11 protein-coding genes are annotated in these 14,773 nt (G+C 63.3%); 5 read left to right on the forward strand and 6 right to left on the reverse strand.

Going from position 1 to position 14,773, the window contains the following annotated elements; genetic code table 11:
* Positions 1-13: 13 nt before the first annotated feature.
* Both NDI54_RS07635 and NDI54_RS07640 read right to left on the reverse strand, forming a co-directional pair.
* Positions 14-1,120, reverse strand: coding sequence for a DNA topoisomerase IV subunit A (locus NDI54_RS07635; protein ID WP_310895864.1), 1,107 nt, complete (start codon positions 1,118-1,120; stop codon positions 14-16).
* Position 1,121: 1 nt separating this feature from the next.
* Positions 1,122-3,512 carry a DNA topoisomerase VI subunit B gene (locus NDI54_RS07640; RefSeq protein WP_310895865.1) on the reverse strand — a complete coding sequence of 797 codons (2,391 nt, stop codon included), beginning with the start codon at positions 3,510-3,512 and terminating at the stop codon, positions 1,122-1,124.
* Between the two features lie 139 nt (positions 3,513-3,651).
* Here NDI54_RS07640 and gyrB point away from each other — a divergent pair, with 139 nt between their 5' ends.
* The 3 genes from gyrB (at position 3,652) to NDI54_RS07655 (ending at position 9,458) form a co-directional block, all read left to right on the forward strand.
* Entirely contained in the window at positions 3,652-5,580 is a 1,929-nt protein-coding gene (gene gyrB / locus NDI54_RS07645; RefSeq protein WP_310895866.1) for a DNA topoisomerase (ATP-hydrolyzing) subunit B, read from the forward strand.
* Positions 5,577-8,030, forward strand: coding sequence for a DNA gyrase subunit A (gene gyrA, locus NDI54_RS07650; protein ID WP_310895867.1), 2,454 nt, complete (start codon positions 5,577-5,579; stop codon positions 8,028-8,030). Before gyrB ends, gyrA begins: the two co-directional genes overlap by 4 nt.
* 381 nt (positions 8,031-8,411) lie before the next feature.
* Positions 8,412-9,458: an FAD-binding oxidoreductase gene (locus tag NDI54_RS07655; protein WP_310895868.1), complete on the forward strand. Its 1,047-nt coding sequence runs from the start codon at positions 8,412-8,414 to the stop codon at positions 9,456-9,458.
* A 2-nt stretch (positions 9,459-9,460) separates the two neighbouring features.
* Here NDI54_RS07655 and rocF read toward each other — a convergent pair whose 3' ends face one another.
* Both rocF and NDI54_RS07665 read right to left on the reverse strand, forming a co-directional pair.
* Complete coding sequence (gene rocF / locus NDI54_RS07660; protein WP_310895869.1) at positions 9,461-10,375, reverse strand: arginase; 915 nt, start codon at positions 10,373-10,375, stop codon at positions 9,461-9,463.
* A 57-nt stretch (positions 10,376-10,432) separates the two neighbouring features.
* Entirely contained in the window at positions 10,433-11,350 is a 918-nt protein-coding gene (locus tag NDI54_RS07665) for an NAD-dependent epimerase/dehydratase family protein (protein ID WP_310895870.1), read from the reverse strand.
* Positions 11,351-11,460: 110 nt separating this feature from the next.
* Here NDI54_RS07665 and NDI54_RS07670 point away from each other — a divergent pair, with 110 nt between their 5' ends.
* A complete protein-coding gene (locus NDI54_RS07670) occupies positions 11,461-11,994 on the forward strand; it encodes an Rrf2 family transcriptional regulator (protein WP_004515710.1) in 534 nt (177 codons plus the stop codon).
* A 133-nt stretch (positions 11,995-12,127) separates the two neighbouring features.
* Positions 12,128-13,291, forward strand: a complete 1,164-nt coding sequence (locus NDI54_RS07675) for an NAD(P)/FAD-dependent oxidoreductase (RefSeq protein WP_310895871.1) — start codon at positions 12,128-12,130, stop codon at positions 13,289-13,291.
* Positions 13,292-13,539: 248 nt separating this feature from the next.
* Here the strand turns inward: NDI54_RS07675 and NDI54_RS07680 are convergent, their stop codons facing one another.
* Together NDI54_RS07680 and cdd are read right to left on the reverse strand one after the other, a co-directional pair.
* Positions 13,540-14,364, reverse strand: a complete 825-nt coding sequence (locus tag NDI54_RS07680) for a nucleoside phosphorylase (RefSeq protein ID WP_310895872.1) — start codon at positions 14,362-14,364, stop codon at positions 13,540-13,542.
* Positions 14,361-14,747 (reverse strand): cytidine deaminase, encoded by a 387-nt coding sequence (gene cdd, locus NDI54_RS07685; protein WP_310895873.1) that lies wholly within the window; start codon positions 14,745-14,747, stop codon positions 14,361-14,363. The genes NDI54_RS07680 and cdd overlap by 4 nt, the downstream gene beginning before the upstream one ends.
* Between the last annotated feature and the right edge of the window lie 26 nt (positions 14,748-14,773).

Below are 14,773 nucleotides of genomic sequence, written 5' to 3' on the forward strand. Positions count from 1 at the left end.
TCGCAGATGCCGTCTACAGCAGCCCCATCTCGTCCAGTCGCTCGGGCAGATACGTATCCGTCACGAAGTCCAGGCCCCGAGAGGCGAGCGCCTGCTGCTCGGCCTTCTTGTTGATGTCGAGCTGGAGTTCGATCTGTTCCTCCCAGAACTCCGTCTGGAACCGCGGGTCCTCCAGTTCGCTCTCCAGGGCGTTAACGTCGGAGTCCGACAGCGGGTCCGTCGGCAGTTCGTACTCGACGATGTCTTCCGGGCGGATGCCGATGAACTGGGCTTCGGGGGTCGCCAGGTACTCCGAGAGGTGTGCACTCTTGATGGAGCCATAGGAGACCGACCCGAAGATGCGGTACGACCACGGGTCACCGTCAGTGAAGACCGTGACCGGGAGGTCGAGTTCGTCGTGGAGGCGCTTGATGAGCCGCCGGGTCGCCCGCGCTGGCTGGCCGCCGAGGTGGACGACCAGGGCGTCGTACTCGTCGTCGAACCCGTTCTCGACCAGCCGGTCGCGCATACCACCGGTCTCGACGCAGAGGACGAACTTCGCGTCGTTGTCGAGGAATTCGATGGTGTCGGGGTTGTTCGGGATCTGGTACCCGCCCTGTCCAACGTCGTCCTGGCAGTGGATCTCGCGGTCGCCGCGGTTGGTCTGCTCGCGGAGAAGCAGCGGCCCCATCACCTTCGCGCCGGACTCCTCCGGGCGCATGTGGAAGTCCTCGCGCTTGACATCGGAGACGATTTCCAGGTCCTCGATGAGGTTGTTGGACTCGTCCTGCGTGTTGAACTGGGCCTCGTCGAGGTCCCAGGACTCCGAGAGGTAGTACAGTTCACGCAGGGTCGAGGAGCGGTCTTCCTCCAGTTGCTGGGAGAGGAAGTCGATGGTGTAGACGGCTTTCAGGATCTTCTCGGCCCCGGAAATCGTCTTGGCCGACCGGGTGGAGTCGCGGTCGCCGTACACCCAGACCTGCTCATCCTCGTCGAAGACGATGTTCGATTTGGTCCGGGTCGGGATTGTCATCGTCGGCACCTCGCCGTCGGCGAACTGGTCGTAGAAGTCCGCCGCGAGGTCGATGAGTTGCTCGCGCGCTTCCTCGGTGTCGGGTGTGGTGTCTGAATCGGTGCTCATATCAGGCGTTCACCGTGAGTTTCTCGTCTTCGATGCCGTCGACCGAGACGGTGAACTCGGCCTCGCCGGGCACGCTGTATTCGAGGACGGCGGTTTCGCCGGCCCCGACGGTCGGGGACCACTTGACGAACCACTCGCCGTCCATCTCGACGACCGTCGCGCCGTTGGTGTCCTGCGGTTCGGCGGTAACGATGTCGGTCAGTTCCACGTCCGCGTTCGTGTCGTCGTTGTTCTCGATGCGAACCCGAACGGTGCCGTCCTCGATCTCGCGCTCGACGAGGACGTTGTTCATGATGCGGGCCAGCGAGTCGTCGATGTGGAGCTCGTCGTTGTCGGTCACCTCGGTGAGCTTCTCGGCCATCTCCGGCAGGATGGTCGCCAGCTTGTCCTGCTTCTCGCGGCGCTGTTGCATCGACTGGCGCTTGTTCAGGTAGCTCTTGAGCTCGCGGGCGGCCTCCCGGATGGCGAGTTCGATCTCGTCTTCCATCTCGGGGACGTTCGCGATGGCGTCTTTCGATTCGCTGGTGAAGGGGACGTTCGTCGAGGCGACGTGGACCATGATGACGGCCGGCCCCTTCGGGATGCCGGAGCCGCCGGGCTGGTCGAGGTTGTAGTTGCGCCAGCGGATGGATTTGACCACGTCCGTGGTCGCACAGGCCCCGCGCTGGTACACGAGCGGCACGCGGTTGGCAAAGCGCATCACGTCGACCGTGCCCTCGCTTTCGAGTTCGCCGCCGTATGCGATGCCGGCCTCGACGATGAACGGGTCGCCGCCGTGGACCGCGGCGTCCCGCGTCGAGGCGGCGTAGAAGTCCGCGTCGAACTCCTTGCGCAGTCCTTCCTCGACGAGTTCCGCGCTGATCGGGGAGAGACAGTCCGTCGGCGGCGCGATGATGTCCGTCTCCCGCATCGCCGACAGCAGTTCGCTGGCGGTGTCGCGGTCGGCGGCGATGTCGGCGACCTTCGGCGGCTCCGCCGGCACGCCCTCGGCGGCCGTCCAGAGCGCTTCGAGGACGTTTTCGCGTGCCGTGTCGCCGTAGGTGGCATCGTCCTGCTCCTCGGTCATGTCGGCCGCGCGGTCGATGTACGCTCGGAGTTCGTCACGGGTCAGCCGATGGCGGCCGTCGTCGGCGAACTTGTCGGCCAGTCGGCTCGCCAGCCCCTCAATGGCGGCGTCGTCTTTCCGCTTCGTCGTCACCTCGTCGACGAGGGCGTAGAGGTCGCCGGTCAGGTCCGTGGTGACGGCCCCCCAGGCGGCGTCGACGGCGTTCTCTCGAACCGTCGCACCGAACGTCGTATCGCCGTCGGCTTCGGCGTCCTCGGCTGCATCGTCGACGATAGCTTCGACCTCGTGGTACGCGACCCGGTCGCGGTCGTGGATGGCGTCGGAGACGGCGGCCGCGAACGTCGCTGTTGTTTCAGCGCCTTTGTTCGCCACGGCGTCTTCGACGGCGCTCTCGATGTCGGCGTCCTCGTTGACTTTCGGCGGTTGCCAGGCCATGCCGCGGCCGTAGTGGCGGTCGTTGAAGTTCGCGATGACGCTATCGGCGGTCTTCCCGCCGACGCGGGTGAACTCCTCCTGCATGAAGCCCGACACCGAGTACGAATCCGTGGCTTCGAGCATTTTCAGAAGCGTCCCCAGTTCGACGCCGTGTGGGTGTGGGCGGATCTCTTCGGTTTCGTCGGGGAGTTCGGCACGCTCGGCCCGTTCGAATTTCAGTGATTCGTCAAGCCCCGGTTCGTCGAACTCGATTCGGGCGTGAGGATTGACGACGGCGGTGTCCTGGATGTAGTCCCGCAGCGTCGACCGAGCCCGCATGTTGGCTTCCATCTCCAGTTCGATGCGGGTCCCGTGGGGGCGTTCCCACGTCGTCGTCTCGTCGACGCTGATTTCCGGCTCGTTGGTGTCCGTGTCGACGATGAGTTCGAAGTACTGGGCCTCGTCCTGGCCCTTCGGCCGGGACGTGATCTTCGCCGGCTTGCCGGAGGTAAGCTGCGAGTAGAGCACGGCCGCGGAAATCCCGATCCCCTGCTGGCCGCGGTTCTGTTCTCTGGCGTGGAAACGGGAGCCATAGAGGAGCTTCCCGAAGATTTTCGGTGCCTGTTCCTTCGTGATGCCGGGACCGTTGTCCTCGACGACCAGCTTGTAGTAGTCCCCGGACTCCTGAATTTCGACGTAGATATCGGGGAGAATACCGGCCTCTTCGCAGGCGTCGAGCGCGTTGTCGACGGCCTCCTTGACGGCCGTGACGAGCGCTCGGGCCTCCGAGTCGAAGCCCAGCATGTGCTTGTTCTTCTCGAAGAACTCGGCGATGGAGATGGCCCGCTGGGACTCGGCCAACTCCTCGGCGATCCCCTCGCCCTCGCCGAGTCGCGACTGATACGAGGTCATTGTCGTGCGGTACGTACCCGCGTCGGGGTTATAAGGTAATCGCCACCGGAGTGAAAGTGGTCGCTGTCTCCCGAAACCGTGGTCTCGCGCGCGTGCGGGACCTTTATACGTCCCCCTGTATTAGCACGGGTAAGTTCCTATGTCAGGAGAGTCTGATGAGTACGGCGCAAAGTCGATCCAGACCCTCGAAGGGCTGGAAGCCGTCCAGAAGCGACCCGCGATGTATATCGGGTCGACGGATGCTCGCGGCCTCCACCATCTCGTCTACGAGGTGGTCGACAACGCGATCGACGAGGCGCTCGCCGGCTACTGTGACAACATCGACGTAACGATTCACGACGACGGGTCTGTCTCTGTCAGCGACGACGGACGGGGCATCCCCGTCGACACGCACGAAGAACACGGCCGTCCGGCCGTCGAAGTCGTGATGACGATTCTCCACGCCGGTGGGAAATTCGACAACAAGTCCTACCAGGTCTCCGGGGGGCTCCACGGGGTCGGTGTCAGCGTCGTCAACGCGCTCTCGAAGTGGCTCGAAGTCGAGGTCAGGCGCGAGGGCGCGCTCTGGAAGCAGCGCTTCGACCACGGCGCACCCGAGTACGGCCTGAAGAAGGTCCGCGATCTCGAACCCGACGAAGAGACTGGGACGACGGTCCGGTTCTGGCCCGACGACGAGATCTTCGAGACCGGCGATTTCAAGTTCTCGACGCTGTCGTCCCGGCTGCGCGAACTCGCGTTCCTCAACTCCGGTGTCGCCATCTCTATCGCCGACGAACGTGACGGCGAAACGGAGACGTTCGCCTACGACGGCGGCATCCGTGAGTTCGTCGAATATCTGAACGAGACCAAGGACCCGCTCCACCGAGATGTCATCTACTTCGAGGACGAAGAAGAGATCACGGAGGGGCCGGTTCAGGTCGAGATCGCTATGCAGGGGACCGACGACCTGCAGGGCTCGATCCACGCCTTCGCCAATAACATCAACACGCGCGAAGGTGGGACACACCTCACAGGATTCAAGACATCGCTGACACGGGTTGTCAACGACTACGCGACCGACAACAATCTGCTGAAAGACCTCGACGACACGCTCAAAGGCGACGACATCCGCGAGGGGCTGACCGCCGTTATTTCTGTCAAACATCCCGACCCGCAGTTCGAGGGCCAGACCAAGACGAAACTCGGCAACAGCGAGGTCCGTGGCATCGTCGAGTCGGCCATGCACGACGGGCTTGCGACCTTCTTCGAGGAGAACCCCGACACCGCCGAAGCCATCGTCGGGAAGGCCGTCGAGGCCGCCAAGGCACGGAAGGCCGCACAGAAGGCCGAGGAGCTCACCCGGCGGAAGTCGGCACTGGATTCGACGGCACTCCCCGGCAAGCTCGCAGACTGTCAGACGCGGGACCCCGAGGAAGCCGAACTGTTCATCGCTGAGGGTGACTCCGCGGGCGGCAGCGCCAAACAGGGCCGGAACCCGGAGTTCCAGGCCATCCTCCCCATCAAGGGGAAGATTCTGAACGTCGAGAAACACCGCCTGGACCGGATTCTGGAGAACAACGAGATACGGAACCTCATCACCGCGCTGGGGACCGGGATCGGCGACGAGTTCGACATCGAGGACCTGCGCTACGAGAAGATCATCCTGATGACCGACGCAGATGTCGACGGGGCACACATCCGGACGCTCCTGCTGACGCTGTTTTACCGGCACATGAAGCCGCTGCTGGAAGCGGGCTACGTGTACGCCTCCCAGCCGCCGCTGTACCGGATTCGCTACCGCGGGAACACCTACGACGCGATGACGGACGCGGAGCGCGACACGATCATCGAGGAGAAGTGTGACGGCAACCCCACCCAGGTCCAGCGGTTCAAGGGGCTGGGCGAGATGAACCCCGAACAGCTCTGGGAGACGACGATGAACCCCGACAACCGGATTCTCAAGCAGATCACCATCGAGGACGCCGCGGCCGCGGACAAGATGTTCAACGTCCTGATGGGCGACGCCGTCGAACCGCGCAAGGAATTCATCAAGGAGCACTCGCCTGAAGCGGAGTGGGTCGATATATGAGTTCCGACGCTAACGACGCGAACGCGCCAGCAGAGCAGATCAAACACGTCCGCATTGAGGACGAGATGGAGCAGTCCTACATCGACTACGCGATGTCGGTCATCGCGGGCCGGGCGCTCCCGGACGTTCGAGACGGCCTCAAGCCCGTCCACCGGCGCATCCTCTATGCGATGCACGAGATGGGCGTCTCCTCGAACTCCGCCCACCGGAAGTCCTCCTCGATTGTCGGGGACACGATGGGTGACTACCACCCACACGGCGACTCAGCCATCTACGACACGCTCGTTCGGATGGCACAGGACTTCTCGATGCGGTATCCGCTGATCGACGGCCAGGGGAACTTCGGCTCCATGGACGGCGACCCGGCGGCCGCCATGCGGTACACGGAGGCCCGGATGGCCCCCATTGCCGAGGAACTGCTCGCAGACATCGAGAAAGACACTGTCGATTTCTCCAGCAACTACGACGACCGCCTGCAGGAACCCGACGTGCTGCCGTCGAAAGTCCCGAACCTCCTACTGAACGGTTCGTCGGGGATCGCCGTCGGCATGTCGACCAACATCCCGCCGCACAACCTCGGCGAACTAGTGGACGCGACGGTCCACCTGCTACAGAACCCCGACGCTACCGTCGAGGACCTGATGAACCACGTCAAGGGGCCGGACTTCCCGACCGGCGGCAACATCGTCGGCCGCGACGCCATCTACTCGGCGTACGCGACCGGTCGCGGCCGCCTACGGGTCCGCGCCGAGTACGAGGTCAACCCGGAGGAGGGCCGCATCGTCATCAGCGAACTCCCCTATCAGGAGAACAAGGCCCGCGTCGTCGAGCGCATCGCCGACGACGTGAACGAGGGGAAAATCGAGGGCATCTCGGACCTCCGCGACGAGTCCGACCGCAACGGCGTCCGCATTGTCATCGAACTCAAGCGCGGGGCGAACGTCGACGTGGTCGAGAACCGCTTGCTCGACCATCACCTCGAATCCACCTTCGGCGTCATCAACCTCTCGCTGGTCGACGGCCAGCCGGAGGTCCTCTCGCTGAAAGAGAGCCTCCAGCACTACATCGACCACCGCCGCGAAGTCGTCCGCCGTCGATCCGAGTACGACCTCGCAGAGGCAGAGGACCGCGCCCACATCCTCGAAGGCCGGCTGAAGGCCCTAGAGAACGTCGAGGACGTAGTCGAACTCATCCGCAACAGCGAGGACCGCGATGCCGCTCGCTCCGGACTGCAGGAGTCCTTCGAGTTCTCCGAGGAGCAGGCCGCCCACATCGTCCGGATGCAGCTCGGCTCGCTCACCTCCATGGAAGCGGCCGAAATCGAAGACGAGTACGAGGACGTACAGGACACCATCGACTACCTCGAATCCGTCCTGAACAGCCGCGAGAAGCTCGATAGCGTCATCGCCGACGAGCTGCAGGAAGTCAAAGACGAGTACGACGACGACCGCCGGACGAGCATCATCGAGGACGAGGGCCAGGTCACCCACGAGGACCTCATCCCCGAGGAGGACTGCGTCGTCGTCATCACCGAGGACGACTACATCAAGCGGATGCCGGTCGGGAACTTCGATCCCCAGAACCGCGGCGGCAAGGGCATCATCGGCGCAGACCCCAAGGAGAACGACCGCGTCTCGAAGGTGTTCCGGGCCAACAGCCACGACTACCTGCTCTGTTTCACTAACCAGGGACAGGTCTACCGGCTCAAGACCTACGAGATCCCGGAGATGTCTCGGACAGCGCGGGGCAAGTCCGCCATCAACCTCATCGACCTCGACGACGGCGAGGAACTGACCGCCGTCGTCTCCACCGACGAGTTCGAGGACGACGAGTGTATCACGATGGTGACCCGGAACGGCTACGTCAAGCGGACCTGCTGTTCGGAGTTCGAGAACATCCTCACGACCGGGATCATCGCCGCCAAACTCGAAGACGGCGACGAACTCATCGACGTGGAGGTCACCGACGGCACGGGCGACCTCGTCATCGCCACGGAGGCGGGGATGACCATCCGCTTCAGCGAGAGCGAAGTCAGCGAGATGGGTCGCTCGGCCCGCGGCGTCAACGGCATCAAACTGCAGGGAGATGACAAGGTCGCGGCTATGGTCGCCACAGACGACGACGACCCGCGGTCGCTGTTGACCGTCACCGAACATGGCTTCGGAAAGCGCACCAAACTGGACGAGTACCGCACGCAGTCCCGCTACGGCAAGGGACTCATCGACATCAAGACCGACGACCGGAACGGCCGGGTGTCGACTGCCAAGGCTGTCACTGCCGAGGACCACCTGGTCATCATGTCCGAACAGGGCCAGATCATGCGGATCCGCGCCGGTGACGTGTCCCAGGTTGGTCGGAACACGAAGGGTGTGACGATTATGGGCCTCGAAGACGACGACCGTGTGGCGAGCGTGACCGTTGTGCCTGCTGTGACGGAAGAACAAGGCTAATTTACCGGTCGCGCGGTTTGCGACCGGCTTTTTTCGCCACCGAAAGACTCGCTTCACTTCGTTCAGCAAGACCACGTTTTTGTCGCGAGTGTGGCCGAAAGCCATCCGAGCGGGAACAAATAAAATCGCAGTGTCATTATGGACATAGAGGACCACGACTGCGTGGCGAGTGTAACAGCCGTTCAGCGGAAACCGACAAGTAACCGCGAGCGAAGCGAGCGGCCTTTTTCGCCACCGAAAGACTCGTTTCACTCGCCTTTCGAGCCTTGCTTCGCGCTGCTCAGCAAGACCACGTTTTTGCCGCGAGTGGTGGCCGTAGGCCACCCGAGCGGGAAAAAGGTGGTGGGCTAGACATACCCGTGTCGGCGTCGTACCCCGCCTATGGACCTGCCCCGGCACCTCTCACAGCACGACCGGGCGGCGCAGTTGCCGCTGGTCACCGAGGACGCGCGGGTGACGCTCGTGGAACCGATGGACCGCAACCGCAACAACGAGGTGTTGTCGGCGGTCCGTGACCAGATCACACCCGTCGGGGACCGGTCGTGGTTGGCAGCCGCCAGGAACGGGTCGACAATCCAGTGGTCGGCGCTACTCGACCGCCTGCGTGATGCCGGGGCCTCGAAACGACGGCTCGCACGAATTGAAACGCTGGCCGAGCGCTTCGACCGCCCCTATCCCTCGTTGCTGCGACTCCGTGTCAAACCCGACGTGGACCTCGATTTCGCGCCCGGGCAGTACGTCACGCTCAGGCTCCGGAACACGCCGCGAGCGTACTCGCTGGCGAACTCCCCGAGCGAGGACGAACTGGAGTTCTGCATCCGACTGGTCCCGGACGGGAAGCTCACCAGCCGGCTGTTCGAACGCGTCCGCGTCGGTGAGGCAGTCGTCGTTCGCGGGCCGAACGGCGACATGGTACTGGACCCGCCATCGAGTCGGGACATGGTCTTTCTGGCGACCGGGACCGGCGTCGCGCCGTTCAAGAGCATGATCGACTACACGTTCGAGCAGGGACGGGACGTAGTCGACGGCGAACCCCGCGATGTCTGGCTGTTTCTGGGCTGTGGCTGGGAGGACGACCTGCCCCACCGTGAACACTTCCGACAGCTCGACGCCCAGTACGACCACTTCCATTTCGTCCCGACGCTCACGCGCGAACCGCTGCTGACCGACTGGGACGGCGCGACCGACTACGTGCAGTCGGTGTTCGTCAACCACGTCGCAAACGACGCGCTGGACAGCGCAGACCTGCTGGAACGGTTCGACGCCGTACGGGACCAGCACCCCCAGTCCGGCCTCGACGCCCGCATCGACCCGACGAACGTCGAGCTGTACGCGTGTGGCATCAGCGCGATGGTGTCGACGCTGGTCCGGGCCGCTCACAGTGTCGGGATCCCCGAGTCAGAGATGCAGTACGAGGGGTTCGGGTAACACTACAGGACGCGCTTGCCGAAGGCGCTGGCGACGAGTTCACAGCCCAGTTCCGCGGTACGGTTGTGCTCGTCGAGAATCGGATTCACTTCGACCATCTCCATCGAGCGCAGCTGGTCGTGGTGTTCGGCGACGTACTCCATGGCAATGTGGGCCTCGCGGTAGGAGACCCCGCCCCGAACCGGCGTCCCGACGCCGGGGGCTTCCGTCGGGTCCAGCCAGTCGAGGTCCAGCGAGACGTGCATTCCGTCCGTGCCGTCGGTGGCGATTTCCAGTGCTTCCGCCACGACTTCCGGCGCGCCGCGGGTGTCGATGTCCGACATCGTATAGGCGGTGATTTCGCTCTCTTCGATCAGCCGGCGCTCCCCATCGTCCACGTCCCGCAAGCCGACGATGACGACGTTTTCCTCGCTGACTGCCGGCGTGTGCGCCCACTCGTGATCGGAGAACGCGCCCAGACCGAGGACGGCCGCCAACGACATCCCGTGGATGTTGCCACTCGGCGTGGTCTCCGGCGTGTTGAAGTCGCCGTGGGCGTCGAACCAGATGACGCCCAGCTCCTCGTCGTCGCGAGCCGCGCCGGCCAACGTTCCGATGCCGATGGAGTGGTCGCCGCCCAGTACAAGCGGGAACTGGCCCTCCATGAGCGTGGCATTGACGGCCGTCGCCACGTCCTCACACACCTCTTTCGTCTCTCTGAAGAACTTGGCTCGACCGGACGGAAGTCCACCCGCGTCCGGGTCCGACTCTTCCGGACGCGGTACGGCGATGTCGCCGCCGTCGATGCAGTCGATACCGGTGCTCGTCAACTGGTCGGCCAGTCCGCCGTACCGGATCGCCGACGGCCCCATGTCGACGCCACGCCGGTCCGCGCCCAGGTCCATCGGCACGCCGAGGACCCGCACCTGTTTGTCCATACCGTCGCTTCCACGGGCCGGCCCTAAATATCAGTGTTTGCCGGCTCGTATGACGAGTTACGTGTAGGGCGCACAGACCAGTTCGATACCCTCTTCGAAGCTGATCTGTGGCTCCCAGCCCGTCGCGTCGTGCATCTTCGAGAAGTCGGCACAGGTGTCGTGGACGTACACGTCCTCTGGAATCGGGTTCTCGACGTACTCCGGTTCGATATCGGTCCCGAGTTCGTCGTTCAGCATCTCGACGACGGTGTTGAAATCGTAGGCCTCACCGGTGCCGAGGTTGAACACGTCGTTCAGTTCGTGTTCGGCGGCCTGGACGAGGCCGCGGACGATGTCGTCGACGTGCGTGAAGTCGCGGGTCTGCTCGCCGTCGCCGTACAGTTTCGGCGCGTCGCCGTTTGCCAGGTCGTCGGCGAATTGGGCGATGACGTTGGCGTACTCGCCTTTGTGTCCCTCCGCGCCGCCGTAGCCCTGATACACCGAGAAAAAGCGCATGCCGGCCAGCGTGAGGTCGTAGTGGTTCTGGAAGTACTCGGCGTACGTTTCTCGGGCCATTTTCGAGGCCTCGTAGCCGGTGTTGACCGTCACGTCCATATCCTCCGGCGAGGGATTGGTTCGGCTGCCGTAGATAGAAGAGGTCGAGGCGTAGACGATGGTATCACAGCCGTCGTCACGGGCCTGTTCGACCGTGTTGACGAACCCTTCGACGTTCACGCGAGCGCCGTGGGTGGGGTTGTCCTCGTGCATCGCGTACGAGGACAGCGCTGCGAGGTGGAATACGACATCAACGTCGGTCGGTAGGTCGTCGTCGAGGACGCTCTGTTCGACGTATTCTACGTCTTCTGACACGTTCTCTGGCGTGCCGAGATAGCCGTCATCGAGGGCGATGACATCGTTGGTCTCTGCCAGAGTGTTCGCGAGATTCGCGCCGATGAACCCCCCGCCGCCGGTCACCAAAATGCGCTGACTTTCCATATAGATGTCAGGTCATTGCCGGAATAAAATAGTGTCGTTTTCGGCGATTCTATGGCAGTTCCAGACGTTTTACCGTCGCATTTAAGGACGGCTATACCGAACAACAGATTATGTCATCTATCGAACTGACACCCAGTCAAAAGAACATTCTGCAGGAACTGGTAAATCTCTATCGGGAAAGCGAAAGTGCCGTCAAAGGCGAGGACATCGCCGAGAAGGTCGACCGTAACCCCGGCACGATTCGCAACCAGATGCAGAGCCTCAAAGCCCTGCAGCTGGTCGAAGGGGTCCCCGGTCCCAAAGGTGGGTACAAGCCCACCGCAAACGCCTACGACGCGCTTCAGATTCAGGACATGGACCAGGCTGCAGAGGTCCCCCTGCGCCACAACGGCGAACTCGTTGAACACTCCAACGTCGAGGAGATCGACCTGACCAGCGTCCACCACCCCGAGGAGTGTCGCGCGGAGATCCAGCTCCAGGGCACCATGTCCGAGTTCCACGAGGGTGACTCGGTGACAGTCGGCCCGACACCGCTCTCGAAGCTCCAGATCATCGGCACGCTCGAAGGGAAAGACGATACCAACAACAAACTGATCCTTGCTATCGACGATATGCGGGCTCCGGCGGGCGAGCCGGAACACTAATTCAGGGTCTTCTACACTTTCCCTGCAGTCGTCTGGAGAGACGTGCGGTAATCCTCACGGTTTTGACTGTATAATTTCCGGTGCTGAGAGCGATTCCAAAGGGTTTGTATCGGATGACTCCGGAGAGTGGCCTATGACGGAGAACGTGGTCGTGCTCGGTGCAGGGTATGCGGGTGCTGGGACGATCAAAAGTCTGGAAGACGAACTGGAGGGGGAAGCCGACATCACCTGGATTTCTGACGTGGACTACCACTTGGTACTGCACGAGTCCCACCGATGCATTCGGGATCCGAGCGTCCAGGAGAACATCGCGATTCCCGTTCACGAGATCAAACAGCCCTCGACTTCCTTCCTTCAGGACGAGGTCGTCAACATCGACACCGAAGCCCGGGAAATCGACCTCGCCGACTCCGACGCGGTCGAGTACGATTACCTGCTCGTTGGCTTAGGCTCACAGACGGCCTTCTTCGGAATTGACGGGCTCAAAGAGCACGCCCTGACGCTGAAAAGCCTCGACGACGCCCTGGAGATTCACGACAACATTCAGCAGGCCGCTCGTGAAGCCTCGACGAACGACCCCGCACAGGTCGTTATCGGCGGCGCTGGTCTCTCCGGAATTCAGACCGCCGGGGAGGTCGCCGAGTTCCGCGACGAACACAACGCGCCGATTGACATCCATCTCGTCGAAGGTCTCGACCAGGTGCTGCCAAACAGCGACCCGGAACTCCAGGGTGCCCTGCGCAAGCGCCTGGAAGCCGCTGACGTGAACATCAAGTGCGGGGAGTTCATCGGCGAGGTCGACGAGGAGACGGTCTACATCGGCGACGAGGACGAACTGGATTATGACGTGCTGGTCTGGACGGGCGGCATCACCGGCCGCGATTGCATGCAGGACGTTGATCTGGATAAGGACGAGCGCAACCATCGGGTCCACGCTGAGGGGAACTTCCAGACCGACGACGAGCGCGTGTTTGCCATCGGCGACTCGGCGTTGATCGACCAGCCGGGCGACCAGCCCGCGCCGCCGACCGCTCAGGCCGCCTGGCAAGCCGCCGAAGTTGCCGGTGAGAATCTCGCTCGCGCCGTTCGCGGTCAGCCGCTGAAGACCTGGACCCACAAGGACAAGGGGACGGTCGTCTCGGTCGGCGAGAAAGCGGTCGCCCACGACGTGATGAACATGCCCATCGAGACGTTTGGCGGGCTGCCAGCGAAACTGCTGAAGAAAGCGATTGCCGCCCGCTGGATCAACGACGTGACCGGCGTCGGTCGGGCCGCCAAGGCCTGGCCCGACATGTAGATAGGACCTTTTTACGTCACCCCCTCTCCTCGCGGCGCTTCGCGCCGCTGTGGGGAGCGGGTTCGCAAAAATCTACGCTAAAAACGACCGTCTCGCTCCCGCTGGTCGCGAGACGTGAAACCGCGCTCGCTGTGCTCGCGCGGTACGCTGTTTCTACCGCGCCGCCACCGCACCGCGACTGCTCCTGCCGCTGTACTGCACCGCCGACCGCAACAGCGGCCACTCGCAGCTAGCGGGCGTCGAGAGCTCTAGCGTTCGATAGACAGACCGGCGTGCCACCCGTCGGCGTCGGCCTCCTCGACAGCCGCATCCATCTCCGCCAGATACGAAACGGCGAGGCTGGCGCACTTCGCGGCCTTCCGCTCACCTTCGGTGCGGAACTCGCCGGTGACGCGGTTGGCGTACACCGTACAGACAGCGCCAGCCCGCAGGCCGTAGAGGTTTGCGAGCGTGAGAATCGTCGCCGCCTCCATCTCGAAGTTGAGGACGCCAGCCTCTTTGAGCGCCGCGATGCGTTCGTCGCTGCCGCTGGCCTCAAAGCCCTCGAATCCGGGACGGGACTGGCCGGCGTAGAAACTGTCCGTCGAGCAGGTGACGCCGAGGTGGTAGTCATAATCGAGTTCCTCGGCGGCGGCCACGAGCGCCGAGACGACCCGGTGGTCAGCGCTGGCGGGGTAGTCCTCGCGGACGTACTCCTTGCTGGTCCCTTCCTGTCGCACTGCACCGGTCGTGATGACGAGGTCGCCGATGCTGGCTTCCTCCTGGATGGCTCCACAGGAGCCGACCCGGATGAACGAATTCGCGCCGACGCGGGCCAGTTCTTCGAGTGCGATAGCGGCCGACGGGCCGCCGATACCCGTCGAGGTCACGGAGATCGGTGTCCCGTCGTGGGTACCCGTCGCCGTGCGGTACTCGCGGTGCTCGGCAACGATGTCGTGGTCATCCCAGTAGTCGACGACCTTTTCGACGCGCTCGGGATTCCCCGGCAGGAGGACGCTGTCGGCCACATCGTCCTCGCCCACTTCAAGATGGTACTGTACGTCGTCGTTCGGGTCTTCGCTGTCGCCGGTCATTTGTCGAGGTGATCGCTGGTGATTGTCGAGGGCAGGAGCTCGCCGAGCTCGTACACGGTCGGTTCGTCGCCGTCAGTGATGATTTCGAACGACTCGTCACAGAACTCGCTGAACGTCTGGCGGCACATCCCACACGGGGTGACGCCGTCGCGCTTGCCCGAAGTGACGGCGACGCGCTCGAAGGACTGATGGCCGTCGCTTACTGCCGCGCCGATAGCGACTTCTTCGGCGTGTAAGCTGTTGCTGTAGTTGGCGTTCTCGATGTTACAGCCGGTGTAGACGCTGCCGTCGCTCGTCTCCAGCGCCGCGCCGACGGTGTACTCCGAGTAGGGCGCGTACGCCTCGTCGATTGCGTCTCTCGCTGCGTCAAGGAGGTCTTCCATGCTCTGGGCGTCGCGGGGGCCGGTAG

The sequence above is a fragment of the Haloarcula terrestris genome (assembly GCF_031624315.1).
GTDB lineage: Archaea > Halobacteriota > Halobacteria > Halobacteriales > Haloarculaceae > Haloarcula > Haloarcula terrestris.

What these genes read in the sequence shown, in the direction of transcription:
- NDI54_RS07635 (WP_310895864.1), bottom strand. Translation starts at nt 1,120, where the DNA reads ATGAGCACCGATTCAGACACCACACCCGACACCGAGGAAGCGCGCGAG.
- NDI54_RS07640 (WP_310895865.1), bottom strand. Translation starts at nt 3,512, where the DNA reads ATGACCTCGTATCAGTCGCGACTCGGCGAGGGCGAGGGGATCGCCGAG.
- gyrB (WP_310895866.1), top strand. Translation starts at nt 3,652, where the DNA reads ATGTCAGGAGAGTCTGATGAGTACGGCGCAAAGTCGATCCAGACCCTC.
- gyrA (WP_310895867.1), top strand. Translation starts at nt 5,577, where the DNA reads ATGAGTTCCGACGCTAACGACGCGAACGCGCCAGCAGAGCAGATCAAA.
- NDI54_RS07655 (WP_310895868.1), top strand. Translation starts at nt 8,412, where the DNA reads ATGGACCTGCCCCGGCACCTCTCACAGCACGACCGGGCGGCGCAGTTG.
- rocF (WP_310895869.1), bottom strand. Translation starts at nt 10,375, where the DNA reads ATGGACAAACAGGTGCGGGTCCTCGGCGTGCCGATGGACCTGGGCGCG.
- NDI54_RS07665 (WP_310895870.1), bottom strand. Translation starts at nt 11,350, where the DNA reads ATGGAAAGTCAGCGCATTTTGGTGACCGGCGGCGGGGGGTTCATCGGC.
- NDI54_RS07670 (WP_004515710.1), top strand. Translation starts at nt 11,461, where the DNA reads ATGTCATCTATCGAACTGACACCCAGTCAAAAGAACATTCTGCAGGAA.
- NDI54_RS07675 (WP_310895871.1), top strand. Translation starts at nt 12,128, where the DNA reads ATGACGGAGAACGTGGTCGTGCTCGGTGCAGGGTATGCGGGTGCTGGG.
- NDI54_RS07680 (WP_310895872.1), bottom strand. Translation starts at nt 14,364, where the DNA reads ATGACCGGCGACAGCGAAGACCCGAACGACGACGTACAGTACCATCTT.
- cdd (WP_310895873.1), bottom strand. Translation starts at nt 14,747, where the DNA reads ATGGAAGACCTCCTTGACGCAGCGAGAGACGCAATCGACGAGGCGTAC.